The sequence below is a fragment of the Sphingomonas hominis genome (assembly GCF_013328205.1).
GTDB classification, from domain to species: Bacteria; Pseudomonadota; Alphaproteobacteria; order Sphingomonadales; family Sphingomonadaceae; genus Sphingomonas; species Sphingomonas hominis.
On record NZ_JABULH010000002.1, the window covers coordinates 431,605 to 448,172 of the forward strand.

A 16,568-nucleotide genomic window follows, 5' to 3' on the forward strand; every position below is an offset into this window, starting at 1 on the left:
AATGGACATCCGCGCCGCTGAAATCTCCCGCGTCATCAAGGACCAGATCGCCAATTTCGGCACCGAGGCCCAGGTCAGCGAGACCGGCCAGGTGCTGTCGGTCGGCGACGGCATTGCGCGTATCTACGGCCTCGACAACGTCCAGGCGGGCGAGATGGTCGAGTTCGCCAATGGCGTGCAGGGCATGGCGCTGAACCTCGAGGCCGACAACGTCGGCGTCGTGCTGTTCGGCTCGGACGCGCAGATCAAGGAAGGCGACACCGTTCGCCGCACCGGCACCATCGTCGACGTCCCCGTCGGCAAGGGTCTGCTCGGCCGCGTGGTCGACGGCCTCGGCAACCCGATCGACGGCAAGGGCCCGATCCAGGCCGAGCAGCGCAGCCGCGTCGAGGTGAAGGCCCCCGGCATCATCCCGCGCAAGTCGGTGCACGAGCCGGTGCAGACCGGTCTGAAGGCGATCGATGCGCTGGTGCCAGTCGGCCGCGGACAGCGCGAGCTGATCATCGGTGACCGCCAGACCGGCAAGTCGGCGATCGCGATCGACACCTTCATCAACCAGAAGCAGGCGAACGCCGGCACCGACGAGTCGAAGAAGCTCTACTGCGTCTACGTCGCGATCGGGCAGAAGCGCTCGACGGTCGCGCAGCTCGTCCGCACGCTGGAGGAAAATGGCGCGATGGAATATTCCATCGTCGTCGCCGCGACCGCGTCGGACCCTGCGCCGCTCCAGTTCCTCGCGCCCTACACCGGTACCGCGATGGGCGAGTATTTCCGCGACAACGGCATGCACGCGGTCATCGTGTTCGACGATCTGTCGAAGCAGGCAGTCGCCTATCGTCAGATGTCGCTGCTGCTGCGCCGTCCGCCGGGTCGTGAAGCTTACCCGGGCGACGTCTTCTATCTCCACTCGCGCCTGCTCGAGCGCGCAGCGAAGATGAACGAGGACAATGGCGCCGGTTCGCTCACCGCGCTGCCGATCATCGAGACCCAGGCGGGCGACGTGTCGGCCTATATTCCGACCAACGTGATCTCGATCACCGACGGCCAGATCTTCCTCGAAACCGACCTGTTCTTCGCCGGCGTCCGCCCCGCGATCAACGTCGGCCTGTCGGTCAGCCGCGTCGGTGGCGCCGCGCAGACCAAGGCGATGAAGAAGGTGTCGGGCTCGATCAAGCTCGAGCTCGCGCAGTACCGCGAGATGGCGGCGTTCGCGCAGTTCGGCTCGGACCTCGACGCCTCGACGCAGAAGCTGCTCAACCGCGGCGCGCGCCTGACCGAGCTGCTCAAGCAGCCGCAGTTCAACCCGATGCCCTTCGAGGAGCAGACCGTGTCGATCTACGCCGGCACCAACGGCTATCTCGATCAGGTCGCGGTGCAGGACGTCGTGCGCTACGAGTCGGCGATGCTCAGCTACATGCGCGAGCAGCACGCCGACGTGCTGACCGCGATCCGCGACAGCCGCGAGCTGAGCAAGGACAGCGAGAGCAAGCTCAAGACCGCGCTCGACTCCTACGCGAAGACCTTCGCTTAAAAATATCAAGGCCCTCTCCCCGCCGGGGAGAGGGTTGGGAGGGGGGCCACCCCAAGCGACATGGCCCCGGCGAACGCTGATCCCGATCCGCTCGCGGTGACGGCAAGAGGAAATGAATGGCGTCTCTCAAGGCCCTCAAGATCAGGATCAACTCGGTCAAGTCGACCCAGAAGATCACCAAGGCGATGAAGATGGTCGCCGCCGCCAAACTGCGCCGCGCGCAGGAAGCGGCGATGGCCGGTCGCCCGTACGCCGAGCGGATCGAGAGCGTGGTCGCGAGCCTCGCCGCCCGCGCTGGTGGCGAAGGCGCGTCGCCGCTGCTCGCCGGCACCGGCAAGGATCAGGTACACATGCTGGTGGTCGTCACCTCCGAGCGTGGCCTGGCGGGTGCGTTCAACACCAACATCGTCCGCGCCGCGCGCCGCAAGGCCGAGGAGCTCGAAGCAGCGGGCAAGACCGTCCGCTTCTACACCGTCGGTCGCAAGGGTCGCGTGATCAAGCGCTTCTACCCGACCGGCGTCGTCGCCGACCACGACCTGTCGACGATGAAGGTCGCGCGCTTCGACGAGGCAAAGGCGATCGCCGACGATCTGCTCGCGCGCTACGCCGCCGGTGAGTTCGACGTCGCGCATCTGTTCTACGCGAAATTCCAGTCGGCGCTGGTGCAGATCCCGACCACGCAGCAGATCATCCCCGTGTCGGTGCCGACGCGTGATCCGAAGCTCGCGCCCACGCTCTCAAATGACGGCGACGCGGCGGTCGAATATGAGCCGAGCGAGGAGCAGATCCTCGCCGATCTCTTGCCACGCAACGTCGCGGTGCAGGTGTTCCGCGCGCTCTTGGAAAACGCCGCGTCGGAGCAGGGCAGCCGCATGAACGCGATGGACAATGCGACCCGCAACGCCGGCGACATGATCAATCGCCTCTCGATCCAGTACAACCGCACGCGTCAGGCCGCGATCACGACCGAGCTGGTCGAGATCATCTCCGGCGCCGAAGCGCTCTAAGCATTCAGAAGCAGGAACCAGAACATGGCCACCGTCCCCGATGCCAACATTTTTGATGATCGCCCCCATGTGTCGGGCAGCAACAATGTGGGCCGCATCAGCCAGGTGATCGGCGCGGTTGTTGACGTGTCGTTCGAAAACCACCTGCCCGCGATCCTCTCGGCGCTCGAGACCGATAATAACGGCAACCGCCTCGTGCTCGAGGTTGCGCAGCACCTGGGCGAGAACACCGTCCGCACGATTGCGATGGACTCGACCGAAGGCCTGACCCGCGGTCAGAACGTGACCGACACCGGCAACCAGATCACTGTGCCGGTTGGCCCGATGACGCTCGGCCGCATCCTGAACGTCGTCGGCGAGCCGATCGACGAGCGCGGCCCGGTGCAGACTGACCTGCGCGCGCCGATTCACGCGTCGGCCCCGCTGTTCGTCGACCAGTCGACCGAGAGCGCGATCCTCGTTACCGGCATCAAGGTCATCGACCTGCTCGCACCTTACGCGAAGGGCGGCAAGATCGGCCTGTTCGGCGGCGCCGGCGTCGGCAAGACCGTGCTGATCCAGGAGCTGATCAACAACATCGCCAAGGGCCACGGCGGCACCTCGGTGTTCGCGGGCGTGGGTGAGCGTACCCGCGAGGGCAACGACCTCTACCACGAGTTCCTCGACGCGGGCGTCATCGCCAAGGACGAGGCGGGCAACGCGATCAGCGAGGGCTCGAAGGTCGCGCTGGTGTACGGCCAAATGAACGAGCCGCCCGGCGCCCGCGCGCGCGTCGCGCTCTCGGGCCTCGCGATCGCCGAATATTTCCGCGACCAGGAGGGCCAGGACGTGCTCTTCTTCGTCGACAACATCTTCCGCTTCACGCAGGCGGGCGCAGAGGTGTCGGCGCTGCTCGGCCGTATCCCGTCGGCGGTGGGCTATCAGCCGACGCTGTCGACCGACATGGGTGCGCTGCAGGAGCGGATCACCTCGACCAACAAGGGGTCGATCACCTCGGTCCAGGCCGTCTACGTGCCCGCGGACGATTTGACCGATCCGGCGCCCGCGACCTCGTTCGCGCACTTGGACGCGACCACCGTGCTCAACCGCGCGATCTCGGAGCTGGGCATCTACCCGGCGGTCGATCCGCTCGATTCGACCAGCCGCGTGCTCGAGCCGCGCACGGTCGGCCAGGATCACTATGAGACCGCGCGTGCGGTGCAGGCGACGCTGCAGAAGTACAAGTCGCTGCAGGACATCATTGCCATCCTTGGCATGGACGAATTGTCCGAAGAGGATAAGCTGACCGTCAGCCGCGCACGCAAGATCCAGCGCTTCCTCAGCCAGCCGTTCCACGTCGCCGAGGTGTTCACCAACATTCCGGGCAAGTTCGTCCAGCTCGACGACACGATCCGCTCGTTCAAGGCAGTCGTGAACGGCGAGTATGATCACCTGCCCGAGGCAGCCTTCTACATGGTCGGCGGCATCGACGAGGTCGTCGCCAAGGCCGAGAAGCTGGCGCAGGAAGCGTAATGGCGCTGCACTTCGAACTGGTCACGCCCGAGCGCCTCGTGCGCTCGGACGAGGTCTATATGGTGACGGTACCGGGCACCGAGGGCGACTTCGCGGTGCTCGAAGGCCACGCGCCGTTGATGGCGACGATCCGCGACGGCAACGTGCTGGTGCAGATGACGCCGAACGCCGCGCCCGAGACGATCGCGGTGCGTGGCGGCCTCGCCGAGGTCAACGCGCGCGGCCTGACCCTGCTGGCCGAACACGCCGATTGATCTCTATAGCAGCGGAGCCGTCGCGACGTGCTCCGCTGCGACGTGTTGGTACGGCGTACCCGAAGTGCCACCTGTCCTATTTAGAACGCGGTGGCTAGCGAAGAGGGATGCTCGGTCAGCCCCCTCGTGCACGCATGTGGAAAACATGCGTGTGAACCTCCACTTCCTCCACTTCGCGCTGTTTTGATCGACTAAGCGCGCGGATGTGCGTTGCGGTACACGTCCAGCAGGTGTGCAGCATCGACTTGCGTGTATACCTGCGTCGAGCTCAAACTCGCATGGCCGAGCAACTCCTGCAACGCGCGCAAGTCCGCCCCGCGCCCGAGCAGGTGGGTCGCGAAACTGTGCCTGAGCGCATGCGGCGTGGTGCGGTCGGAAAGGCCGAGCCGACCGCGCGCGCGCTGCACTTTCACTCTGACGACGCCGGGCGACAACGCGCCACCCCGCACGCCCCGGAACAAGGGCGCATCGCGCGTCATCGGCCATGGTGCGCGGGCGACATAATCTTCGATCGCGGCACGAACTTCGGGCAGCAGCGGCACGATCCGCGTCTTTGCCCGCTTGCCCAGTACCGCCACCGTCTCGCCGAGCGGCAGCACCGCGCCGGTCAGCGACAGCGCCTCGCCGATCCGCAACCCCGCGCCGTACAGCAGCAGCAGCACCGCCCAATCGCGCGCGGCGACCCACGGCTCGTCGCTCTCCTCCGCCACGTCGGCAACCAGCGCGACGGCCTCCGCGGGTGCGATCGGACGCGGTAGCCCCTTCTTCACCCGCGGCCCTTTCAACACCGGCGCCGAGCCGCTGCCGTTCGCCCAGTCAAGGAAGGCGCGCACCGCCGACAGTTCGCGAGCCGCCGACGCGTTGGTGAGGCCGCCCGCCGGCGCGGCCTCGACTCCGCGACGCCGCGCCAGATACGCGCGCAGGTCGCCCGCGCTGACCCGCGCCAGCGCAGCCCGGTCGACCGGCTGGCCCCAATGCTCGGTCAGGAACGCCAGCAACCGCTCGGCCGCGGTGCGATAGGCGCGCACCGTGTGGACTGAGCGGCGGCGCTGCTGCGCGAGGTATATGCTGAATGCGAAGGCGGGACCATCCATGGCGCATTCCTACGCCGGATCAGCGCAGCAGGCGACCGGCAGCAAATACCGACTCGACCAGCGGGTCACGCGCCGAGCGCGGATCGGCGCGGATGGCTGCCTCCTCGCGCCCGATCGCGCGCCATAAACCGCGCGCCGCCTGTGTCGTGACGACGCGCTGCAAGCCGACCACGTTGACGCCCGTGGCCGCGCCGATCACCGGGCCGAGCACGCCGTCGCCGCCAAAGCTGCGCAGCGCGTCGCCGATTTCAGGCAGCATCGCGTCGATGATGCGCGGACCGATCGCGCGTTCGAGATAGTCGGTGCCCGCACTCGGCCCGCCGCGCGTAATCGCCACCGCATCGGAGAAGCTCAGGTCACGGATCGAGTCGAGGATAACAGGCGCGGCCCGGTCTGCCGCCTCACCCGCGGCGTCGTTCACCAGCCGCAGCAACTGATCCTGCACGGGACGTGATCGCAGCAACGCTCCGAGCACCGCGCCCGAACGGTCGCCCGGCGTCTCCGGAATGGTGACGCGTGCCAATGCATCGTTCAGATAGCCATTGTCCTGCACCAGTCGGGTGACCGCGCGTTGGGTCGAGATTGTCAGCAGGCGGCGTAGTGCCTCGTCCAGTCCACCGCTCGTCCCGATCGTCGCACATCCGGGCAGCAGCGCCGCCGATCCGAGCACCGCACCGAGCAGGAACCCACGCCGGCTGGTCGCCTGACCAACGAACCCTTGTGCGGACGGCATCATTGAACATCTCCTCTGGTGTCGCGTCCCCATCGTCGCGCATGGGGTAACGACGGCTGAACGACTTCTCGGTTTCGCGGTCCGCCGCCACTTCCTACATGAACGCCAATCATGTCGCGTGCTCGTGTCCTCGTCCTCAACTCCGCGCTCGGTCCGCTCGATTACCGCGTGCCTTATGGCATGAGCGTCGAGCCGGGCTCGATTGTCGTGGCGCCACTTGGGCCGCGCCAGTTGATGGGCGTGGTGTGGGAGGCGGAACGATTGCCGTCCGACTCGGAGGTCGGCGACAACCGGCTGCGCAACCTGGTCGGCGTCGCCGACGTGCCGCCGCTCAAGGCACCGCTGCGGCGATTGGTCGAGTGGACCGCGGACTATTATCTGGCGCCGCCGGCCGCGGTGGTGCGGATGGCGCTGTCCTCGACCGCGCTCGAGGGCTCGCGCACCGCGATCGAGTATCGCGCGACCGGGCACGTTCCAGATCGCCTGACTGCGCAGCGTGCGCAGGCGCTGGAGCGGATCGGCGAGCGGCAAGGGCTGATCCGCGAACTCGCCGGCATCGCCGAGGTGAGTGACGCGGTGATCCGCGGGCTGGTCAAGGCAGGCGCGATCGAGGGCGTAGAGGTCGACATCGACAGCCCGTATCCCGAACCCGACCCGGCGCACGCGCCGCCCGGCTTGTCGGATGAGCAGGCGGCGGCGGCGGCGCGACTCGTTGGCGACGTCGCCGCGCGTGCGTTTGCCCCAACCTTGCTCGACGGCGTCACTGGTTCGGGCAAGACCGAGGTTTATTTCGAGGCTGTGGCAGAGGCGATCCGGCAGGGGCGACAGGCGCTCGTACTGCTGCCCGAAATCGCGTTGACCGAGCCGTTTCTGAAGCGCTTCGGCGACCGTTTCGGTTGCGAGCCGGTGGCGTGGCATTCCGGCCTGCGCGCAACGCAGCGTCGCCGCGCGTGGCGCGCGATCGCGAGCGGAGAGGCGCGCGTCACGGTGGGTGCGCGCTCGGCATTGTTTCTGCCCTACGCCGATCTCGCGCTGATCGTCGTCGACGAAGCGCACGAGACCAGCTTCAAGCAGGAGGACGGCGTTCACTACCACGCGCGCGACGTGGCGGTGATGCGCGGCAAGTTCGAGGGCTGCCCGGTGATCCTCGCCTCCGCCACCCCCGCGATCGAGACCCGCCAGCAAGTCGAGCAGGGCAATTACGCCGAGGTGAAGCTGCCGCAACGCTTCGGCCCGGCGCAGATGCCGGCGATTGAGGCGATCGATCTGATCGCCGAACAACCGCCGCGCGGACGCTGGCTCGCGCCAAAGCTGGTCGCCGCCATCGATGAGACGCTGGCGAAGCGGGAGCAGTCGTTGCTGTTCCTCAACCGCCGCGGTTACGCGCCGCTTACCTTGTGCCGGACATGCGGGCACCGCTTCCAATGTCCGAATTGCACCGCCTGGATGGTGGAGCATCGGCTGACGCGGCGCCTCGCCTGCCACCATTGCGGCCACGTCGAGCCGGTGCCGCGCCTGTGTCCCGAATGCCACGAGGAAGATACGCTGGTTGCGTGCGGCCCCGGCGTGGAGCGGATCGCCGACGAGGTTGCGGCATTGTGGCCCGAAGCACGCGTGGCGCTGGTCACCTCAGACACGATCTGGTCACCGGCGAAAGCGGCGGAGTTCGTCGGGCGGATGGAGGCGGGCGCGATCGACATCGTCGTCGGCACACAGCTCGTGACGAAGGGCTACCATTTCCCCAATTTGACGTTGGTCGGTGTGGTCGACGCAGACTTGGGATTGGAGGGCGGCGACCTGCGCGCGTCGGAGCGGACGTTTCAGCAGATCCGTCAGGTATCGGGGCGTGCGGGCCGGGGTGAGAAGCCGGGTCGCGTGTTCATCCAAACGCACCGCCCCGGCGCGCAGGTGATGCAGGCGCTCGTCACCGGTGACGCCGATACTTTCTACGCCGCCGAGGTCGAGGCGCGACGCGACGCGGGTGCACCGCCGTTCGGCCGCTACGCCGCGATCATCGTATCGAGCGAAGACAAGGCTGCCGCACACGACACCGCGCTGTCGATTGGGCGCGCCGCACCCGAGGTCGAGGGCATGCACGTCTATGGTCCCGCGCCAGCACCTCTGGCCATGCTACGCGGACGCCACCGGTTCCGCCTGCTGGTGCATGCGCGCCGCACACTCGACGTGCAGGATGCTATTCGCGGTTGGTTAGCGGCGCTCGTCTGGTCGGCGAAGGTGCGAGTGGCCGTGGACGTGGACCCGTACAGTTTCGTTTAGATCAGCGTCACTTGCGACGCTTGCGGTCTCTGGTCCTCAACCAGCGCACGTTCAGGCTGATCTCGAAGGTCAAACGCAGGACAATAAGCGTGATGATGGCCTGTAGCGTCACGGGGAAACTCCCTCGAAAGCGGACCAGTTGGTTATAGCCGTGGACGGCAAGGCATCGCCGACAAGCTGCTCCGGTGTGGAGCCAAGCTCGATCCTCCAGCAATGACATCTGCTAGGAACAGGAGGTGAACAGTAGCACAGCCCTCCGTATCTGCCTTTCGGTTAAAGGCTCGACCGCTTGTTTCCGCCGGCCGGAACTTAGCGAGGATTTCGTCTCCTACGACGTGATGCTGCCGTTCGTGGCAGTGCGGATGCTCAGGAACCTCTATCTGCCGCAAGGCAGCGACTGGGTGCTCCGCAGCATCGATGTCTTGAATCCGATTACATTCGAAACGGAGCAGATTGTTGCCGGGCGGGGCCCTCGACGAGCGCTCGTGCTCAAGGACGTGAGCTATTTAATCACAGCGGATTTGGTGGGTTGGACCGGCGACGAGGCCAGCCACCTGCATGATCTGTATGAGGCGGTCGGCATCTCACCTCTGGTGCACCTCGGGTTGGAAAACTATCCTGCGACGATCGAACTAGCTGACGAAGGTGCGGCGACGAACGGCGCGTTCAGGCCGATGACGACCGATCTCGGCTGGATGTTGTATGAACTGCGCGCACTGGGCGAGAAATCGCCTTCATTCTTTCGTGCGCAATTATGTGGTGGGCGACTGGATTTCGACAGGCCGTTGATAGTTGTTCGCTAGGGTCAGGACTCGTTGATCAGAGCCAGAAGATGACTGTGGCGGCAAGAGCGATGGCGGAGAAGAAGGCCGTGGGGCAGCGATCGTAGCGCGTGGCAACGCGCCGCCAGTCCTTGAGGCGACCGAACATGATCTCGATGCGGCTGCGGCGCCGGTAACGGCGCTTGTCGTATCTGACGGGCTCGTTGCGCGACCTGCGGCCCGGGATACAAGGCTGAATGCCCTTCGCGTGGAGAGCGTCCCTGAACCAGTCGGCGTCATAGCCGCGGTCGCCGAGCAGCCACTGCGCCTTCGGCATGTCATCGAGCAGCGCTGCCGCACCGGTGTAGTCGCTGACCTGCCCAGCCGTCATGAAGAAGCTCAACGGGCGGCCGTTCGCATCGGCAACGGCATGGAGCTTGGTGTTCATACCGCCTTTGGTGCGCCCGATCAGGCGGCCGAGATCCCCCTTTTTACCCGCAGGCTCGATGCCGTGCGATGCGCCTTCAGGTAGGTCGCATCTATCATCACCGTCTTCGGCTCGGCGCCAACCGCAGCCAGCCCTTCCATCATCCGCGTGAACACGCCCGCCTCACCCCAGCGCTTCCACCGGTTGTACAGCGTCTTGTGAGGACCATAGGCGCTGGGCGCATCTCGCCAGCGCAGCCCATTGCGGTTGACGAAGACAATGCCGCTCAACACCCGCCGGTCATCCACCCGAGGCTTGCCGTGGCTCTTGGGAAAGAACGGCCGCAGCCGCTCCATCTGATCGTCCGCCAGCCAAAAAAGGTCGCTCATCTCGGTCTCCTTGCGGAGCCTGAATCAGATCGCGACGCTCACATCAATGGGTCCTGACCCTAGGGCAAGATCACCGATCGGATCATGCTAGTGCCCCCGTCTGTAGTGCCAAGTCACTACGCGGTAGACGTAGACGATCACCGCCGCGGCCATCAGCACGATGCCAACCGGCGCGACATATCTGTCCAGTGCGGCGAAACGCGTGCCTAGATAGTAGCCCGCGCCGCCAAGAATGACGTTCCAGATCGCCGAGCCCAAGAACGTCCAGAGCAGGAACCGCCACAGTGGCATCGCGGTCATGCCGGCAGGCAGCGAAATCATGGTGCGGAACGTCGGCATGAAGCGGAACACGAACACGACCCAGCCGCCCTGGCGCTGGAAGTAGGTATGGATGCGCTCGACGTCTTCCCAATCGAGCGTCAGCCAGCGACCGTGGCGCTCGACGAACGGGCGGAAGCGGGCGTAGCCCATGCGGCGGCCGATCTCGTACCAGAACAGGTTGCCGGCGGTCGTGCCCGCGGTACCCCAGACAACGAGCGGCACCATGTCCATCTGGCCGCGTGCGACCGCGATACCGCCCAGGCCCATGATGACCTCCGACGGGATCGGTGGAAAGATGTTCTCCAGCGCCATCAGCAGGAAGATGCCGAGATAGCCGCCCCAGGCGATCCATTGGACGACCAGGTCGGTCATACGCGCATCGTATCGGTCATGCGGCAGGCAACGGCGGCGAGCGCGTCAGCGTTCCGCCACGCGGCGCTCGATCGCGTCCCAGATCAGGCCGGCGACGTCGGTGCCGTCGAAGCGCTCGATCGCGACAATGCCGGTCGGCGAGGTGACGTTGACCTCGGTCAGCCACTCGCCGCCGATCACGTCGATGCCGACGAAGATCAGACCGCGGCGCTTGAGTTCCGGCCCGAGTGCTTCACAGATCTCGCGCTCGCGCGGGGTGAGCTCCGTCTTCTCCGCCGAGCCGCCGACCGCGAGGTTGGAGCGGATTTCGCCTTCGCCGGGCAAACGGTTGATCGCGCCCGCGACCATGCCGTCGACCAGTACGATGCGCTTGTCGCCCTCCACAACGTCGGGAAGGAAGGCCTGCACCATGTGCGGCTCGCGCCAGGTCTGGTTGAACACCTCGAACAAGGCCGACAGGTTGAGCCCGCCTTCCTCGACCTTGAAGATCGCCTTACCCCCGTTGCCGTGGAGTGGTTTCACCACGATCGCGCCATGTTCGGCGAGGAAGGCGCGCGCCTCGTCGGTGCTGCGAGTGATGAGCGTCGGCGGCATGAAGCGCGCGTAATCGAGCACGAACACTTTTTCGGGCGCGTTGCGGACCTGTGCCGGTTCGTTCACCACCAGCGTCTTGTCGGTGATCCGTTCGAGCAGGTGAGTGGCGGTGATGTAGCCGAGGTCGAACGGCGGGTCCTGCCGCATCAGCACGACGTCTGCCGTGTCACCGAGGTCGAGGCTGACGGGCGCGTCGAAGCGGTAGTGGTCGCCGGCACCCGCGCTGGTCGGCTGCTGCACGGTGACCGGGTGTGCCTTCACCCACAGGCGGCCGTCGGACCAGTTCAGGTCCTCGGCCCCGTAGTGGAACAAGCGGTGGCCGCGTGCCTGAGCAGAGAGCATCAGCGCGAAGGTCGAATCGCCCGCGACGTTGATCTGGTCGAGCGGGTCCATCTGGACGGCGACGGTGAGCGACATGGTTCCTCCGGGCAGGCTTGGTTCGCTGACCTAGGCGTGGGCGGCGTGATTGTCACCCGCGGGGACGTGAGGCGGAAGGTCACCCGAAGGTCACACCAAAACGGCTCGTGGGGCCGGAAGGTCATGCGAAGGTCACGCCAAGACGCGGCGGTGCGCCCAGGGGGAGGGGCGGCGCGGCGGTGTCGCGGAGGGCGGGTCTGGCAATGAGAAAGAGCGCGCAACTCATTAGCTTGAACGTATTCTTATCAGCTTGACGCTCGATCTTTCGTCACCCCGGATCTGATCCGGGGGCCCGCCTTGAAATGGGTTGAGGAAAAGGCAGCGGGATTTCGGATCAAGTCCAGGATGACAGTGGATCGAGTCGGTCAAAAGTGTTCTGGCTGAGGTGTAAGCGCGTAGGACAGAGGCCTTTTGGCGTGGCGGCGCAGGTCGTGGCTTTGGGAACGTGGACGGCAGCGCTGCCCCGTGTCAGGCTCAGGCGTCGGCGTGTTCGAGCGAGGCGTTCAGCCGATCCAGGCGTTCTCGATGTGGCGCGGGCGGGTGCCGGGGGCGAGCAGGAGCACGTCGACGCGGATGTCCTCACCGGCGAGCGCATAGCGCGGCATCAGCAGTTCGGCCGCGGCGGCGACGCGCGCGAGACGGCGCTGGTCGATCGCGTGGTCAAGCTCGGCGGCGGTGCGGCGCATTTTGACCTCAACGAAGGCGACTAGGTCGCCGCGGCGTGCAACGAGATCGACCTCACCGGCGGGCGTGCGGACGCGGCGATCGAGGATGCGCCAGCCCTTTAGTCGCAACCACCAGGCAGCGAGCCGCTCTCCACGGCGCCCGCTCGCCTCCGCCGCGCGGCGCTGATCGGGATCGCAGGCGGGGGCGGGGCGAGCCATCAGGCGAGGATGGGGCAAGCCGATGGGGAGGGCAAGCCGCCTGGTGCCAGGCACACAGCGTTCACGATCGCGCGGCCGGGTGGTTTTGCTGTCACACGCAGTTAAGAACGTACGCCTAGGGCGCGCGGCATGATCAAGAGCGACCATCTCCCGTGGCACCGCACGCTGACCGCGAGGCTGCTCGCGCCGATCGCGATCATGCTCGGTCTGGTGCTGCTGCTCGGGATCATGGGTTCAACGGCCCGCCACCGGATCGTCGCTGCGCATCACGAGGTCGAGGCACGCCAGAAAGTTCGGGTCGCATTGATCGAAATACGATCGCTCAGCCGGTCACTGCAGCGCGACACGTTGAACCTGATCATTGAACCCGAACCGGCCGAGCGGGCGACGATCAGTGCCAAGGTAGCGAGCCGGCTGCCCGAGATGAGTAGCGCCCTTGATCGTCTGGGCGAGGATCGAACCTTTGCTGGTCGCGACTGCGCGACCTTTGTCGCCGAACAGCGCGACGTATCGGCGTTGCTGCGTCGATCCGCCGACCTGGCACAACGTGGCGAGCGTTCGTCCGCACTGGCGCGCTTTCGTGCTCAGGTCCGGCCGGCGGAGCGACGCGCCTCGGCGCTGGCCGATCGATTGATCGCTGAGCAAGAACGCGCGGTGGCGGTTCAGCTTACTCTGGCGCGCGATGTCGAGCGGCGTGAAACCATGTTGTGGCTGGTAGTGAGCATGGTGCTGTTCCTCGCTGCCGCGGGAGCGACGCTGCTGCTGGTGCGATGGATGGTCGCACGGCCCTTGCGCGACATCGAGCGTGCAATGACCAGCCTGGCCAACGGCGACGCCGACGGTTCGACGCCCCACGTCGACCGACAGGACGAGATCGGCCGCATGGCGCGCGCGATCGAAGTATTTCGGGCGGCGGCGCGCCACCAGGACGGGTTGCGCCTCGCCCAGGCCGCGCAATTGGAACGCACGCTCGCGGCCGAACGGCGACAGCGCGCGCTTGATGCAACACAGGCCGAGCGCAGCGGCAAGCTGGCCGACGCGGCTCAAGCGTTGGAACGTGAAACCGCAGTGACGTTGGCGGACAGCAGCGCCGCGGCGGGCTCCTTGCACGACGCGGCGGCGGCGCTGGCCGACCTGTCGGCGTCGACGCGAACCGAGCTGGATCAGGTGCAGGAGGCGACCAGCCGCGTCACCGCCGGCGCTGCCGATATCGCCGCCGCGACCGATCAATTCATGACCGAGCTCGACCGTTCACGTGCCGCAACATGGGACGCAGCGCGAGACGGACGCGAGGCCGCGCAACAGGTCGACTCCCTACTCGAGCAGATGCGGCGGGTGACGGAGGACGCCGATCGGGTGGCGACCGCGATCGACCTGGTCGGCGCCATTGCGCGGCAGACCGACCTGCTGGCATTGAACGCATCGATCGAGGCAGCCCGCGCCGGAACCGCCGGGCGTGGCTTCGCGGTGGTCGCGAACGAGGTCAAGGCTTTGGCCGTCGAGGCCGCACGCGCGACCGCCGAAATCGGGCAACGTGTCGACGGCATGCGCGCGACGACCGGCGAAGCCGGAACGAGCCTGCGGATCGTCGGGGCGACCGTGATCCGTCTGGCCGAGCAATCGGCGGCACTCGCCGAGGATATCGGTACGCAAGCCGAGCAGGGAGCGATCATCAGCCACAATGTCGCCGGCACTGCGGCGGATCTGGACCTGATTGCCTCCCGCGTGTCGAACGCGGTCGCGGGTGCGGAGAAGGTTGATCTCCTCTCGGCTCAGCTTCGTGGTGATGCCGGTGGCATTGCGGGTCGTACCCGGCGATTGAGCAGCGCATTCGAGCGCTTCTTCGCTGACTTGCACGCCGCGGAGGGAACTCCGCGCGTCAAAACGGTATGAAATGGAGTTCGCCGCCCGCGTGCGGTGCGGATCAGCGCTCGCCCTTGAGTTCCAGCGCGCGGGCGTAGAGCGTGCGGCGGTCGAGGCCGAGCGCGCGGGCGACTTCTCCCGCGGCCTTGGCGGCGGGGAGGCGGGTGAGTGCTTCGGCGAGCGCGGTGTCGGCGTCGGCTTCGCTCGGCGGCGCGGCGGGTTCGGGTGGGGCGACGACCACGACGATCTCGCCCTTGGGCGGGGCCTCTGCGTAGCGCTGGGCGAGGGTGGAGAGGCGGCCGGTGACGGCTTCCTCGAACTTCTTGGTGATCTCGCGCGCGACCGCTGCCTCGCGGTCGCCGAGCCCTTCGGCTAGCGCGGACAGGCAGGCGGACAGGCGCGGGCCGCTCTCATAGAGGATCAGCGTGGCGCGGACGGCGGCGACCTCGGCGATCGCCTCGGCGCGGGCGTGCTGTTTCGGGGGCAGGAAGCCGAGAAAGAAGAAGCGGTCGGTCGGCAGCGCGGCGAGCGTCAGCGCGGCGATCGCGGCACACGGGCCGGGGATTGTCACCACGCTGTGGCCGGCGGCGCGGGCGTCGCGCACGAGCTTGTAGCCCGGATCCGAGATGAGCGGGGTGCCGGCGTCGGAGACGAGCGCGATCGCCTCGGTGGCCATTCGCGCGATCAGTTGTGGGCGCATCCCCTCTGCATTGTGGTCGTGATAGGGAAGCATCGGGCGCTTGACGCCGATGTGGCGGAGGAGGCCGGCGGTGACGCGCGTGTCCTCCACCGCGACCGCGTCGGCGCGGGCGAGGATGTCGGCGGCGCGGGGCGACAGGTCGCCGAGATTGCCGATCGGCGTCGCGACGATGTACAGGCCAGGGGATAGAGGTTCCACGAGGGGTGTCATGGCAGAATCGAAGCGGGGGCCGCAACTCGCACGCGCGGTGTCGAAGGGTTTAGCGCTCGCGGGCGCGATACTTCTGTCCGCCTGCGCCACGGTGGTGCCGCGCGGGCCGGCACCTGCGCCCGATCGCCCGGCGGTGCAGAAGCCGCGGCCATCGCGCGGCGACGCGGGCGGGGTGATCGCGGGCGTGCCGCAGGATGCCGAGCGCAACCGCGTCGCGCTGCTGGTGCCGCTGTCCGGCAGCAACGCCGGCGTTGGACGCAGCATCGCCAATGCGACGCAATTGGCCCTGCTCGACGCGCGCAGCCAGCAGGTGCGGATCACCAATTACGACACTGCCGGTGGTGCGGCGGCGGCGGCGAACCGCGCGATCGCGGAGGGGGCGCAGGTGATCCTCGGGCCGTTGCTGGCCGACGACGTGCGCGCGGTGGCACCGATTGCCAGGCGTGCGGGCGTGCCGGTGATCTCCTTCTCCAACGACGTCAGCCTGGGAGGCAACGGCACCTACGTGCTCGGCTACGCGCCGAGCCAGTCGATCGCGCGCGTGGTGACCTTTGCGCGCAGCCAGGGGGTGACGAATTTCGGCGGGCTGGTGCCGAACGCGCTCTACGGATCGCGCGCGTCGAGCGTGTTCCTGCGCGCGGTCGAGCAGGCGGGCGGGCGCGTGGTGTCGCTTCAGACCTATGATCGCGCACCGGCCGCGGTCACGCAGGCGGTAATGCGGATGAACAAGGACGCGCCGTTCGACGCGGTGCTGATCGCCGATGGCAGCGCGACGGCGGCGGCGGCGGCACCGTTGCTGCGTCGCGCGAGCCCGTCGACGCGGGTGCTGGGCACCGAATTGTGGAACTCGGACCGTGCGGTCGCGACCCAGGCGGCGCTGAACGGCGCGTGGTTCGCGAGCGTGCCGGACAATCTGTACCGACAGTATGCGCAGAACTACCGTGCGCGCTTCAACGCGGCGCCGTATCGGCTGTCGAGCCTGGGGTATGATGCGGTGTTGCTGGTGGTGCGGATCTCGCGCGACTGGCGGGTCGGCAGCGCGTTCCCGCAGAGCCGGTTGCGCGACGCGGACGGCTTTGCCGGGATCGACGGCGCGTTCCGGTTCGGGCGCGACGGGGTCGCCGAGCGCGCGCTGGAGGTGCAGGAGGTGCGCGGCGGCACCACGGTGACTGTGTCGCCGGCACCGACGCGCTTCGACGATTGAGCGACTAGCGGCGGCTGG

15 protein-coding genes are annotated in these 16,568 nt (G+C 67.2%); 8 read left to right on the forward strand and 7 right to left on the reverse strand.

All coding sequences use genetic code 11. From position 1 onward, the window contains the following. Window position 1: 1 nt before the first annotated feature. The 4 genes from atpA to HRV97_RS07120 all read left to right on the forward strand — a co-directional run bounded on the left by atpA (window position 2) and on the right by HRV97_RS07120 (window position 4,304). Window positions 2-1,531, forward strand: a complete 1,530-nt coding sequence (atpA, locus tag HRV97_RS07105) for a F0F1 ATP synthase subunit alpha (protein ID WP_174193370.1) — start codon at window positions 2-4, stop codon at window positions 1,529-1,531. A 116-nt stretch (window positions 1,532-1,647) separates the two neighbouring features. Further along, a complete protein-coding gene (locus HRV97_RS07110; RefSeq protein WP_174193372.1) occupies window positions 1,648-2,538 on the forward strand; it encodes a F0F1 ATP synthase subunit gamma in 891 nt (296 codons plus the stop codon). A 24-nt stretch (window positions 2,539-2,562) separates the two neighbouring features. Beyond that, window positions 2,563-4,050: a F0F1 ATP synthase subunit beta gene (atpD, locus tag HRV97_RS07115; RefSeq protein WP_174193374.1), complete on the forward strand. Its 1,488-nt coding sequence runs from the start codon at window positions 2,563-2,565 to the stop codon at window positions 4,048-4,050. After that, window positions 4,050-4,304, forward strand: coding sequence for an ATP synthase F1 subunit epsilon (locus HRV97_RS07120; protein ID WP_174193376.1), 255 nt, complete (start codon window positions 4,050-4,052; stop codon window positions 4,302-4,304). Before atpD ends, HRV97_RS07120 begins: the two co-directional genes overlap by 1 nt. 191 nt (window positions 4,305-4,495) lie before the next feature. Here the strand turns inward: HRV97_RS07120 and HRV97_RS07125 are convergent, their stop codons facing one another. After that, the gene (locus HRV97_RS07125) at window positions 4,496-5,398 is read right to left on the reverse strand and encodes a tyrosine recombinase XerC (protein ID WP_174193378.1); all 903 of its coding nucleotides are present in this window, start codon (window positions 5,396-5,398) and stop codon (window positions 4,496-4,498) included. Window positions 5,399-5,417: 19 nt separating this feature from the next. Continuing rightward, a complete protein-coding gene (locus HRV97_RS07130; protein ID WP_174193380.1) occupies window positions 5,418-6,134 on the reverse strand; it encodes a DUF4197 domain-containing protein in 717 nt (238 codons plus the stop codon). Window positions 6,135-6,242: 108 nt separating this feature from the next. Between HRV97_RS07130 and HRV97_RS07135 the strand changes: the two genes are divergently transcribed. Both HRV97_RS07135 and HRV97_RS07140 read left to right on the forward strand, forming a co-directional pair. Continuing rightward, window positions 6,243-8,408, forward strand: a complete 2,166-nt coding sequence (locus HRV97_RS07135; RefSeq protein ID WP_174193382.1) for a primosomal protein N' — start codon at window positions 6,243-6,245, stop codon at window positions 8,406-8,408. Between the two features lie 236 nt (window positions 8,409-8,644). Next, window positions 8,645-9,211 (forward strand): Cas5 family CRISPR-associated protein, encoded by a 567-nt coding sequence (locus HRV97_RS07140; RefSeq protein WP_174193384.1) that lies wholly within the window; start codon window positions 8,645-8,647, stop codon window positions 9,209-9,211. Window positions 9,212-9,227: 16 nt separating this feature from the next. Here HRV97_RS07140 and HRV97_RS07145 read toward each other — a convergent pair. The 4 genes from HRV97_RS07145 to HRV97_RS07160 all read right to left on the reverse strand — a co-directional run bounded on the left by HRV97_RS07145 (window position 9,228) and on the right by HRV97_RS07160 (window position 12,573). Beyond that, window positions 9,228-9,985 (reverse strand): IS5 family transposase gene (locus tag HRV97_RS07145; protein WP_174193386.1). Its coding sequence is split into 2 segments (ribosomal slippage): window positions 9,228-9,652 and window positions 9,652-9,985, totalling 759 coding nucleotides; the frame shifts between segments, so codons are not numbered across the junction. An 87-nt stretch (window positions 9,986-10,072) separates the two neighbouring features. Continuing rightward, window positions 10,073-10,678 (reverse strand): DedA family protein, encoded by a 606-nt coding sequence (locus HRV97_RS07150; RefSeq protein WP_174193388.1) that lies wholly within the window; start codon window positions 10,676-10,678, stop codon window positions 10,073-10,075. A gap of 45 nt (window positions 10,679-10,723) precedes the next feature. Then, the gene (gshB, locus tag HRV97_RS07155) at window positions 10,724-11,689 is read right to left on the reverse strand and encodes a glutathione synthase (protein ID WP_174193390.1); all 966 of its coding nucleotides are present in this window, start codon (window positions 11,687-11,689) and stop codon (window positions 10,724-10,726) included. 503 nt (window positions 11,690-12,192) lie between these two features. Then, window positions 12,193-12,573: a YraN family protein gene (locus HRV97_RS07160; RefSeq protein ID WP_174193392.1), complete on the reverse strand. Its 381-nt coding sequence runs from the start codon at window positions 12,571-12,573 to the stop codon at window positions 12,193-12,195. 129 nt (window positions 12,574-12,702) lie between these two features. Between HRV97_RS07160 and HRV97_RS07165 the strand changes: the two genes are divergently transcribed. After that, the gene (locus tag HRV97_RS07165; protein WP_174193394.1) at window positions 12,703-14,466 is read left to right on the forward strand and encodes a methyl-accepting chemotaxis protein; all 1,764 of its coding nucleotides are present in this window, start codon (window positions 12,703-12,705) and stop codon (window positions 14,464-14,466) included. A 31-nt stretch (window positions 14,467-14,497) separates the two neighbouring features. Here HRV97_RS07165 and rsmI read toward each other — a convergent pair whose 3' ends face one another. Beyond that, a complete protein-coding gene (rsmI, locus tag HRV97_RS07170; protein WP_174193397.1) occupies window positions 14,498-15,346 on the reverse strand; it encodes a 16S rRNA (cytidine(1402)-2'-O)-methyltransferase in 849 nt (282 codons plus the stop codon). Between rsmI and HRV97_RS07175 the strand changes: the two genes are divergently transcribed. Further along, window positions 15,345-16,550 carry a penicillin-binding protein activator gene (locus HRV97_RS07175; RefSeq protein WP_174193399.1) on the forward strand — a complete coding sequence of 402 codons (1,206 nt, stop codon included), beginning with the start codon at window positions 15,345-15,347 and terminating at the stop codon, window positions 16,548-16,550. The two genes, rsmI and HRV97_RS07175, sit on opposite strands and share 2 nt — an antisense overlap. Window positions 16,551-16,568 lie beyond the last annotated feature (18 nt).

Coding starts and splice junctions, on each gene's coding strand:
- HRV97_RS07110 (WP_174193372.1), top strand. CDS start 1,648: ATGGCGTCTCTCAAGGCCCTCAAGATCAGGATCAACTCGGTCAAGTCG.
- HRV97_RS07175 (WP_174193399.1), top strand. CDS start 15,345: ATGGCAGAATCGAAGCGGGGGCCGCAACTCGCACGCGCGGTGTCGAAG.
- rsmI (WP_174193397.1), bottom strand. CDS start 15,346: ATGACACCCCTCGTGGAACCTCTATCCCCTGGCCTGTACATCGTCGCG.
- HRV97_RS07165 (WP_174193394.1), top strand. CDS start 12,703: ATGATCAAGAGCGACCATCTCCCGTGGCACCGCACGCTGACCGCGAGG.
- atpA (WP_174193370.1), top strand. CDS start 2: ATGGACATCCGCGCCGCTGAAATCTCCCGCGTCATCAAGGACCAGATC.
- HRV97_RS07150 (WP_174193388.1), bottom strand. CDS start 10,678: ATGACCGACCTGGTCGTCCAATGGATCGCCTGGGGCGGCTATCTCGGC.
- HRV97_RS07120 (WP_174193376.1), top strand. CDS start 4,050: ATGGCGCTGCACTTCGAACTGGTCACGCCCGAGCGCCTCGTGCGCTCG.
- HRV97_RS07160 (WP_174193392.1), bottom strand. CDS start 12,573: ATGGCTCGCCCCGCCCCCGCCTGCGATCCCGATCAGCGCCGCGCGGCG.
- HRV97_RS07125 (WP_174193378.1), bottom strand. CDS start 5,398: ATGGATGGTCCCGCCTTCGCATTCAGCATATACCTCGCGCAGCAGCGC.
- atpD (WP_174193374.1), top strand. CDS start 2,563: ATGGCCACCGTCCCCGATGCCAACATTTTTGATGATCGCCCCCATGTG.
- HRV97_RS07130 (WP_174193380.1), bottom strand. CDS start 6,134: ATGATGCCGTCCGCACAAGGGTTCGTTGGTCAGGCGACCAGCCGGCGT.
- HRV97_RS07135 (WP_174193382.1), top strand. CDS start 6,243: ATGTCGCGTGCTCGTGTCCTCGTCCTCAACTCCGCGCTCGGTCCGCTC.
- gshB (WP_174193390.1), bottom strand. CDS start 11,689: ATGTCGCTCACCGTCGCCGTCCAGATGGACCCGCTCGACCAGATCAAC.